24 protein-coding genes and 1 rRNA gene are annotated in these 25,448 nt (G+C 36.1%); 7 read left to right on the top strand and 18 right to left on the bottom strand.

Annotation, left to right across the window (positions count from 1 at the left end; genetic code table 11):
- Positions 1-103 (top strand): 5S ribosomal RNA (rrf, locus tag FJA49_RS00825); the annotation flags it as partial.
- 107 nt (positions 104-210) lie between these two features.
- On the opposite strand, the gene FJA49_RS00820 is transcribed toward rrf, so the two are convergent.
- Complete coding sequence (locus FJA49_RS00820; protein WP_139997854.1) at positions 211-654, bottom strand: DUF4268 domain-containing protein; 444 nt, start codon at positions 652-654, stop codon at positions 211-213.
- A 67-nt stretch (positions 655-721) separates the two neighbouring features.
- On the opposite strand from FJA49_RS00820, the gene FJA49_RS00815 reads away from it, so the two are divergent.
- Together FJA49_RS00815 and FJA49_RS00810 are read left to right on the top strand one after the other, a co-directional pair.
- Entirely contained in the window at positions 722-1,360 is a 639-nt protein-coding gene (locus FJA49_RS00815) for an NUDIX hydrolase (RefSeq protein WP_139997852.1), read from the top strand.
- A 51-nt stretch (positions 1,361-1,411) separates the two neighbouring features.
- Positions 1,412-2,227 carry a lysophospholipid acyltransferase family protein gene (locus tag FJA49_RS00810; RefSeq protein WP_139997850.1) on the top strand — a complete coding sequence of 272 codons (816 nt, stop codon included), beginning with the start codon at positions 1,412-1,414 and terminating at the stop codon, positions 2,225-2,227.
- A gap of 31 nt (positions 2,228-2,258) precedes the next feature.
- On the opposite strand, the gene FJA49_RS00805 is transcribed toward FJA49_RS00810, so the two are convergent.
- Together FJA49_RS00805 and FJA49_RS00800 are read right to left on the bottom strand one after the other, a co-directional pair.
- Positions 2,259-2,894, bottom strand: a complete 636-nt coding sequence (locus FJA49_RS00805; RefSeq protein ID WP_139997848.1) for a hypothetical protein — start codon at positions 2,892-2,894, stop codon at positions 2,259-2,261.
- Positions 2,895-2,910: 16 nt separating this feature from the next.
- Positions 2,911-3,405 carry an RNA polymerase sigma factor gene (locus tag FJA49_RS00800; protein WP_056073003.1) on the bottom strand — a complete coding sequence of 165 codons (495 nt, stop codon included), beginning with the start codon at positions 3,403-3,405 and terminating at the stop codon, positions 2,911-2,913.
- A 123-nt stretch (positions 3,406-3,528) separates the two neighbouring features.
- Here FJA49_RS00800 and FJA49_RS00795 point away from each other — a divergent pair, with 123 nt between their 5' ends.
- Positions 3,529-4,833 carry an NAD(P)/FAD-dependent oxidoreductase gene (locus tag FJA49_RS00795; RefSeq protein WP_139997846.1) on the top strand — a complete coding sequence of 435 codons (1,305 nt, stop codon included), beginning with the start codon at positions 3,529-3,531 and terminating at the stop codon, positions 4,831-4,833.
- Positions 4,834-4,841: 8 nt separating this feature from the next.
- Here the strand turns inward: FJA49_RS00795 and FJA49_RS00790 are convergent, their stop codons facing one another.
- Positions 4,842-5,924 carry a DUF3810 domain-containing protein gene (locus FJA49_RS00790; RefSeq protein WP_139997844.1) on the bottom strand — a complete coding sequence of 361 codons (1,083 nt, stop codon included), beginning with the start codon at positions 5,922-5,924 and terminating at the stop codon, positions 4,842-4,844.
- A gap of 163 nt (positions 5,925-6,087) precedes the next feature.
- Here FJA49_RS00790 and FJA49_RS00785 point away from each other — a divergent pair, with 163 nt between their 5' ends.
- The 3 genes from FJA49_RS00785 to mazG all read left to right on the top strand — a co-directional run bounded on the left by FJA49_RS00785 (position 6,088) and on the right by mazG (position 8,763).
- Positions 6,088-6,345, top strand: a complete 258-nt coding sequence (locus FJA49_RS00785) for a (2Fe-2S) ferredoxin domain-containing protein (protein ID WP_139997842.1) — start codon at positions 6,088-6,090, stop codon at positions 6,343-6,345.
- A gap of 59 nt (positions 6,346-6,404) precedes the next feature.
- Complete coding sequence (locus FJA49_RS00780) at positions 6,405-7,871, top strand: aminoacyl-histidine dipeptidase (protein WP_139997840.1); 1,467 nt, start codon at positions 6,405-6,407, stop codon at positions 7,869-7,871.
- A 118-nt stretch (positions 7,872-7,989) separates the two neighbouring features.
- Complete coding sequence (mazG, locus tag FJA49_RS00775) at positions 7,990-8,763, top strand: nucleoside triphosphate pyrophosphohydrolase (RefSeq protein ID WP_139997838.1); 774 nt, start codon at positions 7,990-7,992, stop codon at positions 8,761-8,763.
- Positions 8,764-8,833: 70 nt separating this feature from the next.
- On the opposite strand, the gene FJA49_RS00770 is transcribed toward mazG, so the two are convergent.
- The 14 genes from FJA49_RS00770 to FJA49_RS00705 all read right to left on the bottom strand — a co-directional run bounded on the left by FJA49_RS00770 (position 8,834) and on the right by FJA49_RS00705 (position 25,379).
- Positions 8,834-9,451 carry a DUF6705 family protein gene (locus FJA49_RS00770; RefSeq protein ID WP_139997836.1) on the bottom strand — a complete coding sequence of 206 codons (618 nt, stop codon included), beginning with the start codon at positions 9,449-9,451 and terminating at the stop codon, positions 8,834-8,836.
- 59 nt (positions 9,452-9,510) lie between these two features.
- Positions 9,511-10,113, bottom strand: a complete 603-nt coding sequence (locus tag FJA49_RS00765; RefSeq protein ID WP_139997834.1) for a DUF6705 family protein — start codon at positions 10,111-10,113, stop codon at positions 9,511-9,513.
- A 2-nt stretch (positions 10,114-10,115) separates the two neighbouring features.
- The gene (locus tag FJA49_RS00760; RefSeq protein WP_139997831.1) at positions 10,116-11,504 is read right to left on the bottom strand and encodes a hypothetical protein; all 1,389 of its coding nucleotides are present in this window, start codon (positions 11,502-11,504) and stop codon (positions 10,116-10,118) included.
- Between the two features lie 162 nt (positions 11,505-11,666).
- Positions 11,667-12,122 (bottom strand): hypothetical protein, encoded by a 456-nt coding sequence (locus tag FJA49_RS00755; protein ID WP_139997829.1) that lies wholly within the window; start codon positions 12,120-12,122, stop codon positions 11,667-11,669.
- Positions 12,123-12,196: 74 nt separating this feature from the next.
- On the bottom strand, positions 12,197-12,556 hold the full coding sequence (locus tag FJA49_RS00750; protein WP_139997827.1) for a hypothetical protein: 360 nt from the start codon (positions 12,554-12,556) through the stop codon (positions 12,197-12,199).
- A gap of 101 nt (positions 12,557-12,657) precedes the next feature.
- Entirely contained in the window at positions 12,658-14,688 is a 2,031-nt protein-coding gene (locus FJA49_RS00745; protein ID WP_139997862.1) for a DUF349 domain-containing protein, read from the bottom strand.
- 185 nt (positions 14,689-14,873) lie between these two features.
- Positions 14,874-15,617: a shikimate dehydrogenase family protein gene (locus FJA49_RS00740; RefSeq protein ID WP_139997825.1), complete on the bottom strand. Its 744-nt coding sequence runs from the start codon at positions 15,615-15,617 to the stop codon at positions 14,874-14,876.
- A gap of 76 nt (positions 15,618-15,693) precedes the next feature.
- Complete coding sequence (locus FJA49_RS00735) at positions 15,694-17,082, bottom strand: tetratricopeptide repeat protein (RefSeq protein WP_139997824.1); 1,389 nt, start codon at positions 17,080-17,082, stop codon at positions 15,694-15,696.
- Positions 17,083-17,216: 134 nt separating this feature from the next.
- Positions 17,217-18,410 carry an aspartate aminotransferase family protein gene (locus tag FJA49_RS00730; RefSeq protein ID WP_139997822.1) on the bottom strand — a complete coding sequence of 398 codons (1,194 nt, stop codon included), beginning with the start codon at positions 18,408-18,410 and terminating at the stop codon, positions 17,217-17,219.
- Positions 18,411-18,434: 24 nt separating this feature from the next.
- On the bottom strand, positions 18,435-20,132 hold the full coding sequence (locus FJA49_RS00725) for an OstA-like protein (RefSeq protein WP_139997820.1): 1,698 nt from the start codon (positions 20,130-20,132) through the stop codon (positions 18,435-18,437).
- Between the two features lie 211 nt (positions 20,133-20,343).
- Positions 20,344-21,165 (bottom strand): hypothetical protein, encoded by an 822-nt coding sequence (locus FJA49_RS00720; RefSeq protein WP_139997818.1) that lies wholly within the window; start codon positions 21,163-21,165, stop codon positions 20,344-20,346.
- 99 nt (positions 21,166-21,264) lie between these two features.
- Positions 21,265-22,536 carry an adenylosuccinate synthase gene (locus FJA49_RS00715; protein ID WP_139997816.1) on the bottom strand — a complete coding sequence of 424 codons (1,272 nt, stop codon included), beginning with the start codon at positions 22,534-22,536 and terminating at the stop codon, positions 21,265-21,267.
- Positions 22,537-22,558: 22 nt separating this feature from the next.
- Complete coding sequence (locus tag FJA49_RS00710; RefSeq protein ID WP_056072956.1) at positions 22,559-23,023, bottom strand: Fur family transcriptional regulator; 465 nt, start codon at positions 23,021-23,023, stop codon at positions 22,559-22,561.
- A gap of 136 nt (positions 23,024-23,159) precedes the next feature.
- Entirely contained in the window at positions 23,160-25,379 is a 2,220-nt protein-coding gene (locus FJA49_RS00705; RefSeq protein WP_139997814.1) for a RelA/SpoT family protein, read from the bottom strand.
- Between the last annotated feature and the right edge of the window lie 69 nt (positions 25,380-25,448).

Here is a 25,448-nt window from a genome sequence, read left to right as displayed (position 1 = left end):
GTTATTGCGGCGGGGCTCACCTCTTCCCATTCCGAACAGAGAAGTTAAGCCCGCCTGCGCAGATGGTACTGCAATCCTGTGGGAGAGTATGTCGCCGCCTTCCTTTGAAAAGGGTTCCCAACAGGGAACCCTTTTTTGTTTTGGTATAATCCATAAATAAAATAAGCCAATAAAAATTGGCTTATAAAATCTTCGAGAATGAAAATATGATTATGTATTGATTTCTAAATCAGTTATATAGTCTTGGTATTCGTAGAAGAACCTTTCAAATGCATCCATGTTTTCATAGAAGAAATCAAATATGGATGGCCAGGTTGACTTATTAAAAAGGCTGATTCCGGTCTTTTCAACCCAAATTTTGCTGATTACCTTTCCTGTTTCTAAATGAAAGTTTCTTTCAAAAATAGCATCAGGGATGTATTCGTCTATAAGAATCTGTTTCAAAGACTCAATTTTTTCAAAGTAAATCTTTCTTTTCTCTTCATCTTTGGATTCGATATCAATGAGTACTTGTGCCTTTTTGTTGTCGACATAAAATTTAAAAGAGAAATCTTTTATTTTGGTATCATAGAGAAGCCATTTTCTTGGATATTCCTCAGCGAAATTAATCCAGAATTCTTTTTTTATGATTTGTGCTTCTGCCTTGCTGTACATTTGGATAAATAGATTTGATTAAAATTAATTTTGCGTACCTTTATTCGATCACACTGCAAAATTTATAATGGATTTTCAAGCATTTTTAAAATACCTACCAAAAATAGAAAAAGAAACGCTACCAGCCGTCGAAGCTCATGTAAAATTGGCTTCATTTGAACGCATTTCTGCCATACTTGACAAGTCATACGATAGAGATGGACTCCGGAACGCCGCTGTCATGATGTTGGCCTATCCTAAAAATTCAAAAACCTATCTGGCTTTGATTTTAAGAAACGCTTCTACGGGAGTTCATTCTTCACAAGTAGCTTTGCCTGGTGGTAAGGTGGAACTTGAAGATATTAATTTAGAAGCTACGGCACTTAGAGAGACTTTTGAGGAAATTGGTATTCTGCCTGAAAGAATTCAGGTTGTGAGAGCTTTTTCTGAAGTATACATTCCACCAAGTCGGTTTTTGGTCTTTCCTTTTTTAGGAATTTCCCAGAATGAATTGACTTTTGATCCGAGTCCTGATGAAGTTGCAAAAATGATTGAATTGCCTCTTGAAGACCTTTTGGATGATTCTAATTTGACCGTTGTTCCATTGAAAACATCGTATTCTGACGAGATTGAAGTGCCTGCATTTGATCTGCAAGGATATATCGTATGGGGAGCAACTGCAATGATGCTTAATGAGCTTAAAGAAACGATAAAAAGAGTGCTTTAATAGCGATGATTTTGTATGTTTGCCGTTCTGTTTTAAAAATGCTGAATTCTTATGGGATTGTTTAAAAGAAATCCTTTTGGCCACATACTTTTTTTGAAAAAATGGCTTATCCGTGTCTTCGGAATACTGACCCATAGACGCTATAGAGGTTTTAATGAACTGCAAGTTGATGGTTCTGAAATCATAAGGGCGCTACCGGATAGAAACGTGCTATTTATTTCAAATCACCAGACTTATTTTGCTGATGTAGTGGCTATGTTCCATGTTTTTAATGCCAGCTTGAAAGGAAGAGAAGATAATATAAAAAATATTGGCTATATCTGGAATCCGAAGCTGAATATTTATTATGTAGCGGCTAAAGAAACAATGAAAGAAGGTCTTCTTCCTAGAATTTTAGCCTATGCTGGAGCTATCACAGTAGAAAGAACCTGGCGTGCCAAAGGAAAAGATATCCAACGTGAAGTCAACCTAAACGATACTGAAAATATTAAGGTTGCTTTGGAAGATGGTTGGGTAATCACATTTCCACAAGGAACTACAAAGTCTTTTAAACCCGTACGAAAAGGTACAGCCCATATTATCAAACAGCATAAACCAATTGTTGTCCCGATTGTTATTGACGGTTTTAGACGCTCTTTTGATAAAAAAGGACTTCGTCTGAAGAAAAAAGGAATACTTCAATCCTTTATTGTCAAAGAACCATTAGATATTGATTATGAAAACGATTCTATTGAAGAAATCGTTGAAAAAGTAGAATACGCTATTGAACAGCATCCTTCATTTTTAAAAGTGCTTCAACCGGAAGTTTTAGAGGAAGTCTTAAAAGTAGAAGAAGAATTAAACAAAAAAAGAAGATGGGATTATTAATCCCATCTTCTTTTTTTATAATCAAATCTCGTTAAAGGTCAATCTTTTTCAGTTCCTCATAATTCTTATAGAGCTTTCGCATCAGGATACCATAAAGCAATTTATAGAAAAGCCAGAATATTAAAGTAAATGCAACTAACATTAAAACCATAATACCGATAAAAGCTAACATAGTTTTTATACCATTATGCTCAATTTTGTCTTTCATCATGGCTAAATCAGGATTGAAAAAATAAGCTATGTAAAATCCTATTATCAGGCAGAAAATAATCATTCCCAAATTATACCATACATAAATATTTACGGTTCTTCGTGTTTTCAGGATATTTTTCATCAGGACTTTAGTGGAGTCCGTTGTTGAAATCACCACGTAATTCTTATAAAACGCATAGATGAAAAAGATAATAATTGCATAATGAACGTAAGAGAGCACTTTTAAAAATGTTACTACATTGTCAATATTAAGCTTATTAAAATAGTCATCATTATTTGAGAAAAGGCTGATTCCAATCCAAAATAAAAATTCAAAGATTCCTATAATCAATATTAATCGTACTACAGAAGACGAACTCTTGTGAATCATCTTGTAGATATCTTTTTCAGAAACCTGTTGAAAGGAATTTGCCTTCAGTTGCCAGTCTTTCTTTAATAAATCTAATTCTTTCATATTCTTTATTTCCTTATTAAGGATTTAATATTTTCTTTAATTTTCCTTTAATCCTGTTCATCTTCACTCTTGCATTCACTTCGCTGATCCCCAAAGTTTCTGATATTTCCTCATAATCTTTGTCTTCCAGATACATAAAAATTAAAGCTTTTTCAATATCATTTAATTGATATACGGCTTTGTACATTAATTTTATCTGCTCTTCTTCTTCATAATTATAATCCTCCTGCTTAATGAAGTGCTTTGTATTGTCAAATTCTGTTGTTGATATTGACCGTGTGCTTTTCCTATACAAAGTAATAGCTGTATTCAGGGCAACCCGATAAGCCCAGGTGGTGAATTTTGAGTCACCCCTGAATTTAGGATATGCTTTCCAAAGCTGGATTGTTATTTCTTGAAAAAGATCATTATGGGCGTCTTCACCAGATGTATATAATCTACAAATCTTGTGGATTATATTCTGGTTCTCTTTTAACTGTTTGACAAAAGACTTTTCTAAATCTTGACCCATATTGTGTTAGTAGCGTACAAAACAAATTTGTTACAAGTTAACTAAATTTTATTTTTAATAGGGTTGTGGGTTGCCCTATTTTTAGGCAGAAAACTTCGTATCTTGCAGTAAGAATAAAGCAAGATGAATATTCCACAGTCAGATTATCCTAGAATTGTTATAGTTGGTGGCGGTTTTGCAGGAATTGCATTAGCCAAGAAATTAAAAAACAAGCCTGTACAGGTTGTACTTTTAGATAAACACAATTACCATACTTTCCAGCCTTTACTGTATCAGGTGGCTACTGGCGGCCTAGAAGCAGGTTCGATTGCTTATCCGATTCGGAAAGTCGTACACGAATATAAAAACTTCTATTTCAGGCTTTGTCATGTCAACGAGATTAATACAAAAAGTAATAAGATCATAGCTGACATTGGAGAGCTCCGATACGATTATTTGGTTATTGCAACCGGTTCTAAGACCAACTATTTCGGGAATAAAGAAATTGAAAGAAATAGCATTGCCATGAAAACTATTCCGCAATCGCTTAATATCCGAAGTCTTATACTCGAAAATTTTGAGCAGGCACTTCTGACAGATGATGAGTTCGAAAGAAACGCACTTATTAATTTTGTGCTGGTTGGAGGTGGGCCAACAGGTGTAGAGCTGGCTGGCGCTTTAGCCGAAATGAAAAATGCCATATTGCAGAAAGATTACCCGGATTTGGATATCAGTAAAATGCAAATCAATCTAATTCAGAGTGGCGACAGGATACTGAACACAATGTCTGAAAAATCATCAGCCGCTGCAGAAAAATACCTGAAAAATCTAGGCGTAAATGTCTTAAAAAATATCAGAGTGACCAGTTATGATGGTAGGACAATTTCTACGAATACAGGCGTTGTTTTAGAGACTGCAACATTAATTTGGACAGCAGGAGTGCAAGGAGCAATTGTTAATGGCCTTCCGGCTTCTTCTCTTATGGAAAAAGTAGAAAGAATTAAGGTCAATGAATACAATCAGGTTCTCGGTTTTCCGAATATTTTTGCAATTGGAGATATTGCGATGATGACCACCGAAGAATTTCCTCAAGGACATCCTATGGTGGCACAACCAGCAATACAGCAAGGCAAATTATTGGGAGAAAACATTATAAGATTCATCCAAAAGCAAGAAATGAAACCATTTCATTATAATGACAAAGGATCAATGGCAACAATTGGGAGGAATAAGGCCGTTGTCGATTTGCCAAACTATCATTTTCATGGTGTTTTTGCCTGGTTTGTATGGATGTTCGTGCATCTTTTCTCGCTAATCGGATTTAAAAATAAGGCGGTAGTCTTTTTAAACTGGCTTTATAATTATATCCGTTTTGATCGGGAAGGAAGACTTATTGTAAGACCTTATAAAAAGAAAAGCTTTACCAGTTTTACTTTTGATGAAATTTAATCGCTTGTTTAAAGCGGATGATTTTTATAATAGCCAATCATTAGCCCTACAAATTTGCTGTAGCTTTCCAATCCGTCTTTTTGCTGGTTTATTTTTAGGAAATGGTCATAGAAATAATGAAAAAAGGTATCGATAGGAGTTTGATAGCTCTTCCAAAAATCTTTTGTTTCCTGAAAGCTTTTAAGTATTCCCGGATGAATAAGCGGTAGGAATTCTTTACTTTTTCCTTCTTCAATTTTTTCAAGATTGCTCAGACAATATTTCAAAGCATAGGAATAGCCCGAATATTGAAAATAATCGTTTTTATTGTTTATAGAGGCCAGATAGCCTATGAAATTAGCCTCACTTTCTGAAGCATAACCAATTTGATGCGCCATTTCATGGCAAACTGTTGTAGGGAAGTTGTATTTTGGAATTTTATAATTAACCTGGGCTTCATTCGTAAAAGGATTCAGGTAGCCACCAAAACCCATATAAGTTAACGGCAGACTCACAAGCGATTTTTTTATACTTGGTGACTGGTATTCAAAGTAAGGATATTTTTTTCCAAGATTGCTATATCCGCTTAATGTCATGGCATACATGGTTTCAATATCATAAGGATTGGAAACCTGCAAGCTGTCATTTTTTACAATCCTGCTATGGATTTCATTAGTTTTATCGATCATTCTTTTTGTAAAAGCCTGCAATTCTTCCAGCGTATATTCTTTATTGATACCCATTTTAGCATATAAAGGCACACGATGGTAATTTAATCCCCATAGACAGTTGAAGAAAAAATAAAAAATAGAGATATAACTCAGTAGAGTAAGCGACTTCGATTTCCAATCCGTTTTCCACGATTTCCATGAAAAAACTTCTTTTCTCTTTTTATAAAGTTTGAAAAGCAGAAAAAGAATCAAAATCAGATACAAAACATCACCTATAGAAAATGGGAGGCAGCCAAAAACGGTCCTTGAAATTTTAGAAACACTCAGATAGAAGCCATTGCTGTAGTATTTTTCAATGACTTCAGGAAAGAAAGACACTATCTTGAGCATAATTATCTGAACCACAAAAAAAATGCTCCAAATAATTTTCGATTTCTTCATAATAGAATGTTTGTTTGCGTAAATATACGACAGAACAATTTAAAGTTTTTTAGAAGTCAAATTTTAGGCAAAAATTAATACCCAGGACTCATCAGGAAAGAATAATAAGTCGTAAAATTGCAGTAGGTTTTAACGCAAAATCAAGAGCTTACTTTGATGGTTTATGAAAAAGAAAAATGATGAGAAGATAATTTTTTTCTGTAATGGAAAAAAGTGCGGTAAGTACAACAAAGACCCGAAAGATTACCTCAAAAATAAGATCATTGAGTTTGGTCTGGAAGACAAGGTTTGCGTCTCAAAAATGGACTGCCAGGGAATGTGTAAAAAAGCACCGGTCGTTTGTATACAGCCAAAAGATGTCTGGAAAAAAGAGGTGTCCGTAAAAAAAGCCAAAAAAATATTTGAAAAACATATCCTTTAAGACCAATCTTAGCCTAGAGGATTTTGTAACTTTGTGATACACTAAATTCAAAATAAATAATGAGTCAGGAAATAAGAAACCTTGAGCCAAAAGCACTTTGGAATAAATTCGCCGACTTGAATGCTGTACCTCGTCCTTCAAAAAAAGAAGAAAGAGTTATCGCTTTCATGAAAGATTTCGGTAAAAAACTTGGTCTTGAAACTATCGAAGACGAAGTAGGGAATGTGATTATCAAAAAACCGGCAACTGCTGGTATGGAAAATAGGAAGACCATCGTTATGCAATCGCATTTAGATATGGTACACCAAAAAAACAACGATACCGTTTTTGATTTCGATACTCAAGGTATTGAAATGTATGTAGATAATGGCTGGGTTCGTGCTAAAGGAACTACACTTGGAGCTGATAATGGTCTTGGTGTTGCTACCATAATGGCTATTTTAGAATCTACAGATATTCCTCATCCGGCAATCGAAGCTTTGTTTACGATTGATGAAGAAACAGGAATGACTGGAGCAATGGGCTTAAAAGGAGGCCTGCTTAATGGTGAAATCCTGTTGAATCTGGATACAGAAGAGGACGATGAAATTGACATTGGTTGCGCTGGTGGAATTGATGTGACAGCAACAGCTGAATACGATGAAGAAGATACACCAGAAGGATCAGTTGGATATGCCATTACGGTTAAAGGCCTTAATGGTGGACACTCTGGAATGGATATCAACAAAGGCTTGGGTAATGCGAATAAAATCATGAACCGTTTGTTATTTGATGGTTTTGATAATTTTGGTTTGCAGATTTCCGAAATCAAAGGTGGAAGCCTTAGAAACGCAATTCCTCGTGAAAGCGTTGCTAAAGTGATTATCGCTAAAGTTTATGATGAAGCATTTGTTTTTGACATGCAGGAAATTGTAAATGAAATCAAGACCGAATTCAAGACAATGGAACCAAATCTGGAAATCGTGTTTGAAAAACTAGAAACTGTTCCAACGAAAGTAATGCCTTCTATTGCACAATTCTATTTCGTAAGAGCAATGTATACTGCTCATAACGGTGTTTATAGAATGAGTGCTGATTTCGATGATTTAGTTGAAACATCTAACAATATTGCAAAAGTTATTGTAGGCGAAGGAAAATTATCGGTACAATGCTTGACACGTTCGTCTGTAGAATCTTCAAAAATGGACTTGGCAAACGCTTTGCGTTCCGCATTTGAACTAATGGGCTGCGAAGTTGAATTTACAGGTTCTTATCCAGGATGGACTCCTAATGCAAAATCAGAAATCCTTGATGTATTGACAGGAATCTATGAGAAGCAAAACGGAAGCAAGCCAAACGTTGTAGCTTGCCATGCGGGATTGGAGTGCGGAATATTAGGAACCAATTATCCGGAAATGGATATGATTTCTTTTGGACCTACCATCAAAGGAGCGCATTCTCCGGATGAGAGAGCAAATATTGCTTCGGCTCAAAAATATTGGAAATTTGTTCTGGAAATCCTGAAAAATATTCCAAGCAAGAATTAATAATTTCTATACAATTTTAAGCCATAGATTAAAAGATTAGCGCAGATAGGATAGTCCAAAATCTGTGAAAATCCTCTAATCTGTGGCTATTTTTTTTACTTTTATAAAAACCTTTCCTATGAATACAAGACAGCAAAAACTCGATGCCTTTGGTAGATTGTTGGATATTATGGACGATCTGCGTGAAAAATGTCCTTGGGATAAAAAACAGACATTACAGACTTTACGACATCTTACCATTGAAGAAACCTACGAATTGGGTGATGCAATTCTGGATAACAACCTACAGGAAGTTAAAAAAGAATTGGGAGATGTTTTGCTGCATATTGTTTTTTATGCCAAAATAGGAAGTGAAACCAATGATTTCGATATTGCTGATGTTTGTAATGAGATATGTGAAAAGTTGATTTACCGTCATCCGCACATATATGGAGATGTGGTGGTCGAAAACGAGGAAGATGTCAAACAGAATTGGGAAAAGCTGAAATTAAAAGAAGGGAAAAAATCGGTTTTGGAAGGTGTTCCTAAAAGCCTTCCGGCGCTTGTAAAAGCAAGTAGGATTCAGGATAAAGTAAAAGGCGTTGGATTTGATTGGGAAGAACCACATCAGGTTTGGGATAAAGTAGAGGAGGAAATCCAGGAATTTCAGGAAGAAATCAAAAATGGAGATCAGGATAAAATCGAAGCGGAATTTGGAGATGTTATGTTTTCTATGATCAATTATGCCCGATTCTTGAAAGTCAATCCAGAAGATGCTTTGGAAAGAACGAATAAAAAATTCATCAAGAGATTTCAATATCTTGAAAATAAAGCGGGCGAACTAGGCAAACAATTATCTGAAATGACATTGGCAGAAATGGATGTCTTTTGGAATGAAGCCAAGAAGCTATAAAACAAAAAGGCTTTCTCTAATTTGAGAAAGCCTTTTTTTATAGTATAAAGATTGCTTGAATATTTTGTTCTTAATCAATTTTTACCATCTCTATTCCGTTTTGAGGGATGCTAAACAAAGGCTGTCCATCCTGATAAAAAGAAGAATCATTAAGTTTAGTATAATCAAACCTTTCCAGATTGAAGATTATTTTTGGAGGATTTGTATTCAGCCGAGTAATAGTATGCGAACCCCTTACATTTCTTGTATAATCCCATATTCTGCCATCTGCAAAATTATAAGAGCTTAGTTTTATGGCATAATTAGCAATAGGATCAACATCACTTCCTTCTAGATTATCAAAAAGCAAGATGTTATTTTTTATAAGGCGATATCTCAATGTTAATTGGTCAGAATAATTATATCTTGTCTCAAAACCAGGAACTTCAATCTTATTGATTACTTGATCCATCTTTTCGATTTTTAGTTGGAAAAGTATACCATTCTGACTATATTCCCATGGGCCTACGTATTGATCACGTTCATTATGGGTGTCTTTGGCATAATTGCCGTTCTCAGGATGGTCAAATCGTTGCTCTACGTTGTACAGAGAAGTAGTTGAAAGCACAGGCAGTTCTTGTGAGGCAAGATTATAGCTTATCGCAAAAAGAGACATCGTTATGAATGTTTTCATGAGGAATGTTTTCATGGTCAGCATTTTTTAGATTTGACAGTTTTCGCTTTCAAATGCTTAGAGTAAAAATCCATTTAATTAATCTTGATCATTTCTACTCCATCTGCAGGAATGCTATAAAGAGGCTGGCCGTCATTATAGAAAGAGTGTTCATTCAAAAGAGTATTATTAGATCTTCCCAAATTAAAAATTATTTTTGGAGGATTAGTATCTAGTCGGGTGATTGTGTGTGATCCTCTCACATTTCTGGTACGGTCCCATATCCTGCCGCTCGCATAATTACGGAAACCAAGTTTTGTTGCATAGTTAGCAATAGGATCAATATCGCTTTCGTTTAAGTTGTCAAAAAGGAGAACATTGTTTTTGACAAGGCGGTATCTTAATACTAGTCGATCGAAATAATTATAATGAGCCTGAAAACCAGGAAACTCTCTCTTGTTAATCATCTTATCCATTTTTTCAATCTTTAGTATAAACAATATCCCATTTTGGTTATATTGCCATAGACCTACGTATTGATCACGCTCGTTATGTGTATCCTTAGCATAATTACCACTATCAATATGGTCGAATTGTTGTTCTTCATTGTATAATGAAGTAGTCGATAACACAGGAAGTTCCTGTGAATCAAGATTTTGGCATATCGTTAAAAGCAGTATGATTATAGAGTTTTTCATTGTCAGCATTTTTTAGATTTCACCGTCTGTTCATTATTACTCAGTTCTAGTTTTTCCCAAATTTCATCAGAATTCTGCTTATATAAGTCAATACCTAGCATTCTGTCTTTGAATGCTTTTTTCATAAATCTTAACAGTCCTAAAGTCTGTTTATCAATGGAATCATCCATCTTAACTTCTTCTGCAAAATCGGTCTCATAACTCTTTTGAGCCATCTGCATCCATAATAGATTATTCTTAAGAGAAATCCTATCATTAACTTTTAAAGCAAAAGTACCGCTTGCTGTAGTCACAAATATACCCAATTCAGAGGTAGGGCGGGTAGAGACGCTGGCAACATAGGCCAATGCAATCATATCAGTAAAAGAAAATACCTTAAATGTGGTTCCATTATCTAAATGGCAATGAATAAAACCAATTGCATTGGTAAGTGTTTGAGTAGAAGAAGCATTCAGCACAAGTTGAACGTCTAAGTTTTCTGCAGTTCCTGTAGCTTCCGGAGAAAAAGATAACCCGTCTGCCGGATTTTGATACATGGCATAAGCCGATTCAAAATTTTGTGTGCCGGCTTTTCCTCTAAGTTCTTCCATTTTCTCTTTAAATGAAATATTCTCAGACTTATCTTTTAAGTCCTTGCACGGGTTGTTTCTCGGGTTAAGAGTCAATATGGGCAGATTCACGACCGTTTCTTCATTGGAATCTGTTTCGGGATTTGGATTACCTCCACCGCCACCAGTGTCTGGCTGTAGCGGTTTTGTCCATCCGCTGTCGAGATAGTCTTCCTTGTCATTTCCGCAGATTCTCTCGCTGCCTGCTTTGAGACATATGGAACATCGATCACACACGCCATCGGCACATTTGCCTTTACGATTGCATTTAATAACCCATGTGAAAACCGTTGTGCATCCCGTTCCTCTGGCAGCGCTCGCATAAATTTCACGGAAGCCGGTTTCATTTGGATTCCCATCAGCATCTACAAAGATATCCGATTCGATAACCATATCCAACCAGTTTCCTTGCTTGTCATATATGATAAGATAGAACCGACTATCTTCCTTTTCTCCATTCTTGGGAGTCATTAGAAAAGCATAAGAAGTTTTTCCGCCTGATACGGTCTGGATGATTTGGTCAGTATCCACAATAAAATCTTCAGGAGCATAACTTTCATTAGTGCGTCTTGTCGACAGGCTATTGCTTTTGGGAAGCGTGAAAATTGTGTTGAAATCGGAAAGCCCAGTCAGTTGTTTGAATGTTGAAAAAGATACTTTTGTGGCACCTCGGATAGGCTTTTGTCTGTCTTCTGTTACTGGTATTTCTTCAGTCTGGCAACCCAGGAACAGAAATATTCCTGTGGAAAGAAAATGAGAAAGGTGTTTAAACTTTCGTCTCATGATTATTTGGCTTTTATTAAATCCGTTGGGCTTGTATAATTACAAATATAAACAATTTGTTATATTAATTTGTGTTTTTAAGAGTGAGTGTTATATGAAAATAAAAAGGCCGTCTATTTTTAGACGGCCCTTTCAAATGAATTATAATTAACACAACTAACTTTAGATAGTACTTTCAACAATCAATTGCCATTTTTTGGCTATTTGTTCGTTTTCTTGCCAATAGGCTTTTCCTAGTTTATCATTTTCTAAATCGTATAGTACGATTGAGGTTGTATTTCCGTTCTTTAACTTGAACGTAAATAGTATTTTGTCATCATTACCTGAAGATGTTTCTTCTATCCTGCAAGAATTGATTTCGCTTACATCTACGAAAGAAGCCCTGTCATTTTCTTTATTTAAGTCAATAAATAAAAAGCCTTTATTTTCTTTGTCTAAGGCGTAAATCTTTTTATAATGTGTTTCTCGTGTTGAAAAATCATATTTTCCTTGACGGAAGTGATTGAAAATTTCTTTTACTTTCTTTTTATTTTTTGCCTGATTGTTGGCAATATAGAATAAAGGCACGGCGCAAACCAATGTAAGCACAAGCCCTATAATAAGAGATGCTGTATCCATTTTTTTTAATTTAATAAATAGTAATTGTGGGCTGTAAAGCACAGCCTTAGATTTTTAATTCGACAGAATAAAAATCACCAAAAAATATGGAAGGGAAATAATAAGATTGAAACATTGAGGCATCGGTTGATGTCTTGTTTCAAAAAAGCTGCAGTAGCTTCGCAGGCGCTGAACCCTGAAAAACTTATATTGTAATATAGCTCAAACCATTTGGCATAGGTAGGAAGATCTGCCCTTGGATTTGAGATTGAATGAATGCTTACTTCCTGGTTGATTAAGGCAGAAGCCTTGAGGAAATCAACCTTTTCAATAGATTTTTTATTTAGAGGAAGAGGAATGGATGCAGTGTCAAAAGCCTTAGCTTCTCCTATTTGGGTAAAAAGGAAAGAAGCCAGGAACACAAAAAACACAACTATGTTTTTAATCCATTTCATCGGGCAAAGATACCCTTTATCTAAGAGGAATAAAAGGAATAGGACATTAAATGCTCTAAATCAAAAGAAAAACCCCGCAATTGCGGGGTTTTTATGAAATTTTATTCTGTTTTTAAGTTTCTTACTTGCTTCAATTTATCTTTCCACATCTGTAAGCTCTCTTTGTGCCTTTCGATATTTTTCTTTACTTCAAGCACCATCGGATTGTCTTTTTTAGCATTAGCAAAAAACTGAATGTTATTTTCAAGCTGGAAAATTTCCTGCTGTACTTCTTCGATTTTACGAATCAGGAAGATTTTCTCATTCTCTAGTTTTCTACTGTCGTCAGAGCTGGAAAGCTGGTCAATTCTACTGTTAAATCGAGCCATTTCAGAGTCTTTTTTACTTAGGCTCAACTTGTCGAACAAGGCATCCAGTATCTTATTGAATTTTCCTTCAATATGGCGTCTGGCGTGCGGTACTTTACCATAACTTTTCCATGTTTCAATATGAGCTTTGATAGCATCCAAATCTGTTTTATGATCGCCAGTCAATTCAAAATCCCTGATGGTTTCAAGATAGGTTTTCTTTTTCTCAAAAGCTTCCAATTCTTCTGAATTTACTTCATTTCTTTGGGCGTGAAGCTTGTCAAAGTAATGATTGCAGGCTTCTTTAAATTCTTTCCAGATACTGTCTGAATATTTTCTAGGTACATGACCAATCTGCTTCCATTCTTCCTGAATTTGTTTCATTACAGGAGTGGTTGCTCCAAAATCTTCGCTATCTTTTAATGATTTTGCTCTTTCGACCAAAGCCATTTTTTTGTTCAGATTTTCTTGCTGGTCTTTTTTGATGTCCTTGTAGAATGAATTTTTCAAGGCATTGAAGTCACGGACAGCATTTTTGAATGCAGACCAGGTTTCTTCATTGACGTCAGCTGGAACTTTTCCGGTTGCAAAGAACTCATTGCGTAAAGCCTCGACTTTTTCAATTTGTCCCTGCCATGAAGAGTGCGCCTCAACTTTTTCTTTAGCAAGTTCAGCTATTTTTGATATAATATCTTTTTTCTTTTCAAGATTTTCCTGCTCCGTACCTCTTTGTTTTTCAAACAGTAATTCTCTCTTGTCATGGATTTTTTTAGTCAATTCGCTAAAAGTATTCCAAATGACTTCACGGTGATCTCTTGAAACCGGTCCGATATCTTCTTTCCAGATTTTATGTAGGTCTTGCAGTTCACGGAATGCTTTGTTTACATCCGATTCATTGACAAGTTCTTCTACTCTAGAAATAATTCTTTGCTTTTGCTCAAGATTGTGCTTGAAATCTAAATCTCTGGCTTCTCTGTCAAGATGCAGATAGTCATAGAAATTTTCAACATGGAAATGGTAGTTGTTCCAAACGTGATTGTATTTGTCTCTTGGAATAGGGCCTGCATTTTTCCATCTTTCACGTAGTTCGTTGAAATGCTTCAACGTGTCTTTGATGTTTTCCTGAGGATTAATTAATTCTTTGAGCTCTTCAACAATAGCCAAACGCACATCCAAATTTGCCTTTAGGTTATTCTGAAGACTTTTGAAATGTGTGTTTTTCTTATCTCTATATTGATTGATTAAAGTATCAAATTTGATTTTCAATGGAAGATGGTAGTGGAAATCTTCTGTTGTATCCGGATTTTCGGCCAGAAATTCTTCTCTTTTTTCTTCTATGAAATGGTTGTATTTTGATAAAAAAGCAGTACGAAGCTCTTCTACGTGGTCTTTTACAGACATCACTTTTTCTACGGTAACCAGTTTTTCCAGTTCCGCAACAAGAGATTCCATGTCCATTGCTTCATAATCCTGCATTGGAATTTCATGGCGCTCTTTAAGAGTTTCATCTTCACTTTCTTCAGCATTGGAATCTGCGATGGCATCCAAAGCTTTTTGGTTGTCACTGACAACAACAGTTTCTTCCAGTTCTTCTGGAGAAATTTCTATTGCATCCGCAGTTTCGGAAACTACATCATTTGCATCGTCTGAACTTACTTCAGTAGTATCAGCATTGTTTTCGATTGGCTCCTCAATTTGCGAATTTTCGTTTTGAGACACATCTTGTGTTTCATTTTCGTTACTTCCATCTGCTTCATGCAGGTTATCATTCTTTTCTTCTAACATCATTAAATGTTTATGGTTGGTAATACTTTCGTTTGGAAAGATAGTAAAGGCATCTGAAAATTCAAAGAAAAACCAATATTTAACTTGTTTTTTCTAGGTTATTCTTTTTTTGCGAATAAGAGTGTTTCAGATTCTGGTAGTCTGTTTTTTATCAAAAGGATAGTAAGATTTTCTATTTTTAATGTTTATCTATTCCAGATTTTCCATGATTTTTCGGCTTGATATTGAAGCATTTCTAAACCATTTTTAATCTTAGCGCCTTGTTTTTTTGCTTTTTTAAGGAAAATCGTTTCCGCAGGATTGTAAATCAGGTCGTGAGCAATATGCTTCGGCGTAAAATACTCATAAGGTATAGGTGGATAAGCATCAGTATTTGGTGATGTGCCTAATGGAGTACAGTTAATTATAATCTGGTGATTGTCAAACGTGGTAGCATTGACCAAATTATATCCAATGCTTTCGCCTGTCGCTTCTCTGGAAACGAAAGTATATAAGATTCCAAGTTCGTCTAATGCGAAGGCTACGCCTTTTGATGCGCCTCCGGTTCCTAAAATCAGGGCCTTTTTATGATGTGGTTCTAACAGCGGTTCTAAAGATTTCTTGAAACCGTAATAATCGGTGTTGTAGCCTTTTAAATTCCCTTTTTTGGTGACTTTTATGGTGTTGACAGCCCCAATTTTCTCAGCTTTTTTAGAGATTTTATCTAAATAGGGCAGTACGGCTTCTTTGTACGGAATCGTTACATTCATCCCTTTTAAGTTGGGATTATTCTGTTTGATGTCACGAAATTCTTCGATAGATGGAATGTCAAAGTTTACGTAATCGTAGTTTTTCAAATTTAAAGATTTGAACTTTTCTGTAAAATATCCTTTTGAAAAAGAATATGCGATGTTTTTTCCAAGAAGTCCGAATAAGTGAGTGATTTCCATATAACCAAAATTAAAAAGCCTGACAAAGCGAAATTAATCATTTTTGTCAGGCTTTAAAAGTTATACTCAGTATTGTCTATTTCTTGTTAATCATTTCCTGGACATCTTTTCTTGTCCAAACCTCTGGAAATAGGCTTTCTAAGATTGTATTGTTTTCAAAACTTACACGTAAGCCGTTGCTTAAGTGAAACTTACCTTTGGTGTCGTCTCCATCCATGAAGTAAAGTCCGGCCAAACGATATTCCAATTGGAATTCTTCAGGGAAATATTCTGAAGCTTGCAATAACGTATGGATGGCAGCGTCATATTCGCCTAAATTCTGTAATATGTCAATCCAATACAACCAGGTGTCTAATTCATAATCTCCAAACTCGACAGCTTTTCTGTATCCCATTTCGGCTTCTTCCAGAAAATCCAAGGCTTTGTTGATGGTCGCATAACGTTTCCAGTACAATCTGTTTTCGTTATCGATTCCAATCGCCTTGTTTACATAGAATAAAGCTTTTTGATAGTTCTTCTGTCTTACGTAGAAATCAGTAATAGCAATCCATCCTTTGTCTAATAACGGATCTTCATGTACGGTTTTATGGAAATATTTTAGAGCTAAAGGCTTGTTGCCTAATTTCTCGTAACATTTTCCAATTCGCAATAGCGCATACGAAGTAGGATCATCTAACTCGATGGTCCTGTTATAGCTTTCAATGGCTTCTTCATAACGTTTTAGACGCTCCAGGGATTTTGCTTTTTCCATAAAAGCACCCATGAATTCGTCATCAATCATCGAAGCATAATCAAAGCATCGCAATGCGTTTTCGTAATCCTGTAGTCCATAATAAAGCCTTCCGCTTTGATGCCAGGCGATTTCACTGTACGGATTTCTGTCGATATATTTCTCAAGGAAATCAATAGCCTCCTTGTTTTGGTCTAAAAATTCAAAGCAATACACCACATTGTATAATGCGGCCTGGTCTTCAACATCTTCTTCAAGGCATTTAATAAAGTTCTCTTTGGCAAATTCCAGATTGTCCATAAAAAGATATTCCATACCAATCAAGTTGTAAACATCAGCATAATCGTCAGTAAGTTTTAAGGCTTCCTGTAATAATTCTACTGCTTTTTCGTGATTGTCTCTTTTGGAATAAATGTTGGCTTTCTGGATAAAAATCTCTTCGTTTTGTGGTTCAATGGCGTAGAGTTCATTCAATAGCTTTTCAGCTGTTTCAAGCTTGTCATCATATACCAACATTTCTACTTGTACTAGTTTTAAGCCTGTAGAACGTGGATGCTGCTCAAGCGCTAATTTTAAGGCTTTTTTAGCCAGAGACGCTTTACCCATATCCAGGTAGTGAAGAATAATTTCTTCAAATTCTTCCGAATCAAAGAAGAGAACTTTGTTAGTTTTCAACATGGATTCGAACTTGGACAAGGATAAATTGTAATCTTCTTCATCGTGACTCAAATGCATACTCTTTGTTTTTAAAATTATCCTTAATAAATTTAGGGAACGTAAATCTTTTAGCGAGGTCAGACTGAAATTGTTGTGAACAATTTAATTAACAAAACTACTCTCTGTAAGTTACGGATTTTTATTGTTAAATCCTAGTTTTTCAGTGTCGAATGGACTTCATCCATTACTTCTAATAGGATAGCGCATCCTTCTTTAATTTCCTCTTCGGAGATAGTCAGAGGAGGCGTAATCCGGATTGCTTTTCCTTCAAACAGCAGCCAAAATAAAATCAGTCCCTTGTCCTGGCATTTTAAGATGATCTGGTTTGTGATTTCGGCATCTTCGGTCATTGCCGCTAGCATTAATCCACGTCCTCTTATTTCTTTTATCAAAGGATGTACCAAAAGCGAGCGGAAAAGGGTTTCTTTTTCTAATGTCTGCGGAATCAGATCGGTTTCTGTGATTTCCTGAAGCGTAGCAAGGCTTGCGGCCGCTATGACAGGATGTCCTCCAAAGGTTGTGATATGTCCCAGTTTTGGATTGTCGCTTAATAAATCCATCATTTCTGACGAAGCTGTAAAGGCGCCTACAGGCATACCGCCACCCATTCCTTTACCAAGAATTATGATATCAGGAACAACATCATAGTTTTCAAAGCCGAATAATTTTCCGGTTCTTCCAAATCCAGGTTGGATTTCGTCAATAATCATCATGGCACCTACTTCAGTGCAGCGTTCTCTGACTTTTTTCAAAAAACCATTTTCAGGCTGTATGAATCCTGCTCCGCCTTGTATACTTTCTAAGATTATCCCGGCGGTTTTTGTCGTGATTTTCTTTAGGTCTTCTTCATTGTTAAATGTAATAAAGTCGACATCTGGAATCAACGGACGGAACGCTCGCTTTCTTTCTTCAAAACCCATAACGCTCATGGAGCCCATCGTATTGCCATGATAGGCATTATTGCAGGAAATTAGCTGACTACGTCCTGTAACTCTTCGGGCTAATTTTAATGCGCCTTCAGTAGCTTCGGTACCAGAGTTAACCAGATAGGTTTTTTCAAGCGGTTTGGGTAGGAGTGAAGCTAATAATTTGCAAAATTCAACAGCCGGATTTTGCGAATATTCACCATACACCATGACATGCGAATACTTGTCAAGTTGGTTTTTTATGGCGTCATTCACTCTTTTGTGCTGATGACCAAGCGTGCAGGCAGAAACTCCGGCTACGAAGTCAAGGTATTTTTTATTGTTAGTGTCGTAAATGTAAGAACCAACGGCATGAGAAACTTCCATTCCAAGCGGGTAAGGGGAAGTTTGTGCCTGGTATTTTTGAAAATCGTTATTCATTTTGTTTGCATTATGATAGTGGTGTTACTGAGTTTTTGCTTTTTTTTCAGGCTTTTTCTCAGTCTTTTTCTTGTCGTAATCCAGAGTTTCTTTGCGGACTTCCATCGGAACATCTTCCTTGGCTTTGTCCACTTTGCTCTGTTTTACTATTTTTTCATGGATTTCATTTTCTTCCGGTGGGAATATGTCATCCTTACTTTTTATTATTTCATCACCCCGCCATATAAACCCTCTTAGTTTCCGTGCGTTTTCAGGAAGGTCTTTTTCAGGATAACTCTCACTTTCTGGGTTTTTGAAAGCTGTTACGGTCGTAATCTTATTGTCTTCCAGTTCCAGGTGAATACTGCTACTGATTCCTTTGTCAATAGCTGCCAATTGCCCTTTGTCATAACCATAATAGAGCTTTTCGGTGTTTTTGACGAGATCGACTTCATATAGTTTATTATCCCGGAATTTGCCATATAAATTGACGCCCTTGACCTGATTATAGCCGGTTCCGAGCGTGTCTTTTGAGGCTATAAATGCATCCGTCAATACTTTGAGCGAATCCAGTTTTTCAGTTTTAGGATTTGAAATCAGATGTATCACTTTTCCAGTCAGCTGATTTTCTCCATTCCAAATAACCGGCCTTCCAATCAATTGTGTCAGTCCATTTTTTTGGTTAGAATGTAAAGAGTCGCATTTGCCGCTCATGTCGATTTTATAAAATCGGACATTATTAAAGGCACGCATAACTCGGTTTTCTGGTTTTCCGGTAACCATTAGTTTCTTGCCATGAATATAAAGCGTATCTTTTTCTATCAGAGTAGCAGCTACAGCTCTTTTGGTCATGACTAAAGAATCCTGGTTTCGATAGACTTCACCATAATGGCCCCGAACAATTCCTTTGTTGATGGAATCCGTGACTTTTACATTATTTGTGGCGGAAGCAAATTCCCGATTCCGGTCATAGTATAAGCTGTCTCCTTCAATGAGGCGGTTGTCGTATTTGATATAGGAGTTTTTGACAAAATGCGCAAAATTCTTCTTGGTGTCATAAAATCCTTTTTCCGTATAGATAAAGTTTTCTTTGCTTGTAATCGTTGATGGACCAAATAGATAGGAATGTCCCGAATTTGAATAGTAATCCAAATGGTTTGATTTGATTACATATTTTGGATTCGTTATGGTAACAGCTGTCAGGAACTGGAACTTTTTTTCATTAAGGTAATACCTTCCTGATTTGCTTCGTAATGTGTTTTCCTGGTCTTTTATAGTCCCATAAGTAGTATAATAAGCCTGCTGTATTCTTCTGTCAAAATTAATCGTGTCTGTTGTCAGCGTCATTTTTGGATCTCGCATGACCACATCTCCGGTTGCAAAGGCAAACTTTATATTTCCTTGGTATTCGGCATAACGGCTGTCCATAAATACAGTATCGCCCTGATTCATTTTTACATCACCAAAAGCTTTTATATAGTTTTCCTTTTGAAATAAATAAGCCGTGTTGCAGGTCATTCTGACTCCATCATGCAGAATTCTCACATTTCCCCTGTATCGGATAGCACCAGGAATTTCCTCCTGTTGGATATCGACAAAGTCGGAATTCTCTACTATTATTTTTTTTGGTGGTGCTTGTGCCAGCAGCGTGTTGAAACTCAGTAGGATAAAAAAGCTTGCAAGAAATAAAAAGTTCTTCTTCAATGGATTGAATTTTGGTTCAAATTTAATTAAAATCTGCATATCTGATTTTTAATTAAGAATTATTTGTGTAAACAATTGAATGTAAACTTCGTTGAGATGATTTTTGACGATAACATACTAGATGAAGATGGTTTGGATGTATAAAATGGAAGCTCATAGGATTTTTTTGAGAAGAACGGATATAGGCATTAAAGAAAAAAATCCTGATTCAGAAAGTTTTTCTTAGGTATAAAAGTATATTAGTTTTGCTCTATAATTTACGTTTTATTTCTTCGAAAATTATTTTCCTATAATATTTCCTGATGTCCTTTACCAGATTTTCATCAGACAAATTTTTGGGAACATCCATGCCGTTAAAGTACAGCTTTGTCTTATTCTTTTTGAGCGGAACCAGAGTTATATCAATATTTCTTAAAGTATCCTTATCGATAATCATTTCTCGCTTGAATAATCTTTTTGCTCCATCCACAGAATCTATAACGCCCCTAAAATAAATAGGCTTTATAGAGTCAAATATAATTCCGTTTTGACCTAATTTAACAATAATATCGTTTTGACTTTGATTGATATTAATGTCGCATTTAAAACATTTTAGGTTTCCATTTGTCTTTGTATAATAGTACCTTTTTGGCGGAGCTTCAGCTATTAAAATTAAAATTGACGGAATCAATATAAGAAGTGGATTTGCTTTTTTGATTGAAATAGGTTCTATCAGCCAATTTTTTTTTAATATAAAGTATGGAATTGGGAGTAATACAAAGACTAATAGATCCGAATAATCAATAATCCGAGAGGTTTCTATGGGAGAAAATTGGTTATAAAAGTCTATTAAATTTTGTGAATAGGGGCTTTTCCAGTAAGCGAATATCAGCATTGCTATCCAAACACTATTTTCTCTTAACTTAGGAAATATATAAGTCAGTAATAATGGAAAAATTATGATTCCACAAACATCTGATAATTTTCCCGTAATGAGACCTGGATATGCAAACTTTAAAAATTGGTCATTAATGAAAAGGATTAAAATTCCAATAATAAAAATGTAATTCAGGATTAGATTTTTGTTTCTCATTTATATAGTTTGCTAGATAACGTTCTTGAAGCACTCGCTATTGCCAAATATAATTAGTTTCTCAAAAAAAAACGCCTTGAGATTATCAAGGCGTTGTTCTTATTTTAAAATCGTCTGTTTTCTGTCAGGACCAACTGAGATAACCTTGATTGGCACTTCTACAAAATTTTCGATAAACTCGACATATTCCTTTAATTCTGAAGGAAGTTCGTTGTAGGAAGTCATTCCAGTAAGGTCTGCTTTCCATCCTTTTTTCTCTACATAAACCGGAGAAACGTTTTCTGGTTCAATGTTGTAAGGAAGGTGGTCGATTTCCGTTCCATTGTATTTGTAAGCCGTACAGATTTTTAGCGTATCAAATCCGGATAAAACATCGCCTTTCATCATATACAAAGCTGTTACTCCGTTAACCTGGATAGCATATTTCAAAGCTACCAGATCCAACCATCCGCATCGTCTGGCACGACCTGTAACGGAACCAAATTCGTTTCCGACTTTCGCCATTGTTTCACCGTCTTTGTCAAAAAGTTCGGTAGGGAAAGGGCCGCTTCCAACTCTTGTCGTATAGGCTTTAAAAATTCCAAACACTTCTTTTACACGGTTTGGAGCAATTCCTAATCCTGTGCAAGCTCCAGCTGCAGTGGTGTTTGAAGAAGTAACGAAAGGATAAGTTCCAAAGTCAATATCCAGAAGTGAGCCTTGAGCTCCTTCGGCTAAAATTGACTTTCCTTCTTTCATAGCTTTATTGATATATTCTTCGCTGTCGATGAACTGCAATGTTTTTAAGACTTTAATCGATTCGAAAAATTCGTCTTCCAATTCTTTTAAGTCATACTGAAGGTCAACATCGTAAAAAGCAATCATTGCTTGGTGCTTGTCAGCCAGCGTTCTGTATCGCTCTTTAAAATCCGCCAGTTCAATATCGCCAACACGTAAACCATTCCTTCCGGTCTTATCCATATAGGTAGGTCCGATTCCTTTTAATGTAGAACCGATTTTAGCTTTGCCTTTTGATGCTTCAGAAGCCGCATCCAGTAAGCGGTGTGTTGGTAAAATAAGGTGTGCTTTTCTTGAAATAATCAATCGGGATTGGATGTCAATATCAAATTTTGCCAGGCCTTCCAATTCTTTTTGGAAAACCACAGGGTCAATTACGACACCGTTTCCGATAATGTTGATTGAATTTTTATGGAAAATTCCTGATGGAATTGTTCTCAAAACGTGCTTAATCCCATCAAATTCGAGCGTGTGCCCGGCATTAGGTCCGCCTTGAAAACGGGCAATAATGTCGTACTTTGAAGTGAGAACGTCAACAATTTTTCCTTTGCCTTCGTCGCCCCACTGCAAGCCGAGTAGTAAATCTACGGTCATTTTTTTGTTGTTAGTTGTTTATTTATTCTTTAGGTGTAGTCTTTTTGTTTCCGTAAAGGTATAGGGAGTGATTGTGAATTTCGATATCAAAAATTTCTTCAATAGTTTTTTTGATGCTTTGGATTCGCGGGTCGCAAAACTCAATCACCTCGCCAGAGTCTGTCATGATGATATGGTCGTGTTGCTTGTCGAAATAAGATTTTTCGTAATGTGCCTGATTTTGCCCGAACTGGTGCTTTCTTACCAATGCACAATCCAATAAAAGTTCGATCGTGTTATAAAGCGTAGCTCTACTCACACGATAGTTTTTGTTTTTCATCTTGATATAAAGAGATTCAATGTCAAAATGCTCTTCATTATCATAAATCTCCTGGAGAATAGCATAGCGCTCAGGAGTTTTGCGATGTCCTTTTGTTTCAAGATATTTTGTAAAAACATTTTTTACAATCTCTTGATTTTTATTATTATCTACGGAAATTAGTGTCATATCCTGCAAAGATAAATCATTTTATTTCAAGTATCAAGTTTCTCGTTTGTTGATTTTTACCTAAAAAAATATTAAAATTTTTTAATAGAGAAAGTCTCTCAATTTATGGTTTACAAACGGCTTTGATTCTGATTTTTTAGTTCTTGTTAATTCTCGTGACTTTATCGATTCCGTCAATTTTTTTGATGTTCTCGATTAGTTTTTTCAAGATTGTATTGTTCTGTACAACTACCACGACCTGTCCGTTAAAAATACCGGCATCACCACTCAGGGAAATACTCTGGATATTCACATGCATATTGTTGGATATCACTTTGGTCAGTTCGTTTGTCAAACCTAGAGTGTCCATTCCGGTAATGTTTAATATGGCTTTAAATTCTTGTTGTGATGAATCAATCCATTTGGCTTTGATGATTCTATAGGCATAGTTGGATTGGAGACTGATGGCATTTGGACAATCTTTTTTATGGACTTTAATTCCTTCGTTGATAGTTACGAATCCAAAAACTTCATCACCCGGAATCGGGTTGCAACAAGTCGCTAACTTATAATCCAGTTTGTCTTGTTCTTTTCCAAAAACCAGCATGTCAAAGTTATTGCTGATTTCTGGCTTGTTGATGGTTTCCGGATTGGTCGAAGGCGTACGTTTGATTTTGTTTTTGAAGAAATTCATAAACGTATTGCTCTTCTGTGCGGCGAAATCTTTAAGCTGCTGGTTGTCAATAGCTCCAATTCCTACACGATAGAAAAGATCAAGGCTGGTTTTTAGCTTGAAATAGTTGACCAGCTCGTTTACGGTCGTTTCAGACATATTGACCTTTAAATGGCGTAATTTTCGGGTCAATAATTCTTTTCCGTCTTCCGCAATTTTCTTTGTATTCTCGTTAAGTACGTTTTTAATTTTGGTTTTCGCACGTGATGTCGTTACATAATCCAGCCAGTGTGAAGTAGGCTTTTGGTTTGGAGATGTAATGACTTCTATTTGATCGCCGCTATTCAGTACATGGTTTAGCGGAACTAATTTACCATTAACTCTGGTTCCACGGGTTCTAATTCCAATTTCGGAGTGAATGCTGAAGGCAAAATCCAGCGATGTCGCTCCTTTTGGAAGCGATTTGATTTCTCCTTTTGGCGTGAAAACATAAATTTCTTTAGAATAGAGATTCAATTTGAAATCTTCTACAAAGTCAACGGCATTCGTTGAGGCATTTTCCAGGGCTTCTTTTAAAAGATTCAGCCAGGTATCTAAACCGTGTTCTTCTGAACCGCCTTGTTTGTATTTATAGTGTGCTGCGTAGCCTTTTTCAGCAATTTCGTCCATTCTTTCGCTTCGTACCTGAATTTCTACCCAGCGTCCTTTTGGGCCCATTACTGTAATGTGAAGGGCTTCGTAACCTGTTGATTTTGGTGAGGAAATCCAATCGCGAAGACGACTCGGGCTCGGGCGATAATGGTCGGTTACTATAGAATATATTTTCCAGGCAAGGAATTTTTCTTCGCTTGGAGCTGCCTTGTAGATGATTCTTAAAGCGAATTTATCGTATACTTCGTCAAAGCTTACGCCTTGCGCAAGCATTTTCTTCCGGATGGAGAAAATGGATTTTGGACGGCCTTTGATGATATAGTCTATTCCTTCGGCATCTAATGATTCTTTTAATACATCAGAAATAGATTTAATGTATTCGTCTTGCTGCTCTTTTGTTTCTTTTATCTTGCTGACAATATCATTGTAGGTTTCAGGCTCGGTATATTTCAGGCCTAAATCTTCCAGCTGATTTTTGATGTTGTATAATCCTAAGCGATGGGCAAGCGGAGCATAAATATAAAGCGTTTCCGATGCTATTTTTGCCTGCTTGTAATCCACCATCGATTCCATGGTCTGCATGTTGTGCAAACGGTCTGCAATCTTGATAAGGATAACACGTACATCATCATTTAAAGTCAGTAGCATTTTACGGAAATTTTCCGCCTGCATCGAGATTTCGTTGTCTGTCTTTACCTGAGCTATTTTAGTCAATCCTTCAACGATTTTTGCAATCTTCGGATTGAACATTCTTTCAATGTCTTCTACAGTGATATCTGTATCTTCAACAACATCATGCATCAAGGCAGCGGCAATAGAAGTCGCACCCAAACCAATTTCCGAAGCTACAATTTTTGCCACGGCAATAGGGTGGAAGATATAGGCTTCGCCAGATTTCCTGCGCTGGTCTTTATGGGCATCTACAGCCACATCAAAAGCCTTACGAATTAGTTTCTTGTCATCTTCCGACAACGTTTGATAACTGATTCGTAAAAGTTCTTTGTATTCCCTCGCAATTGCCTTGTTTTCTTTTTCTAAATCAATTTCTACCATGGCGTTTCTGATGTTTGTTTGCTATTGACTAAAAGTAAAATAAAGTTTTTGAATTTGCAATTTTTTTGC

Origin of the sequence: Flavobacterium microcysteis (assembly GCF_006385255.1) — a bacterium.
GTDB classification, from domain to species: Bacteria; Bacteroidota; Bacteroidia; order Flavobacteriales; family Flavobacteriaceae; genus Flavobacterium; species Flavobacterium microcysteis.
Note: the sequence above shows the minus strand (reverse complement) of the source record. Positions and strands in the feature narration are given on the sequence as shown.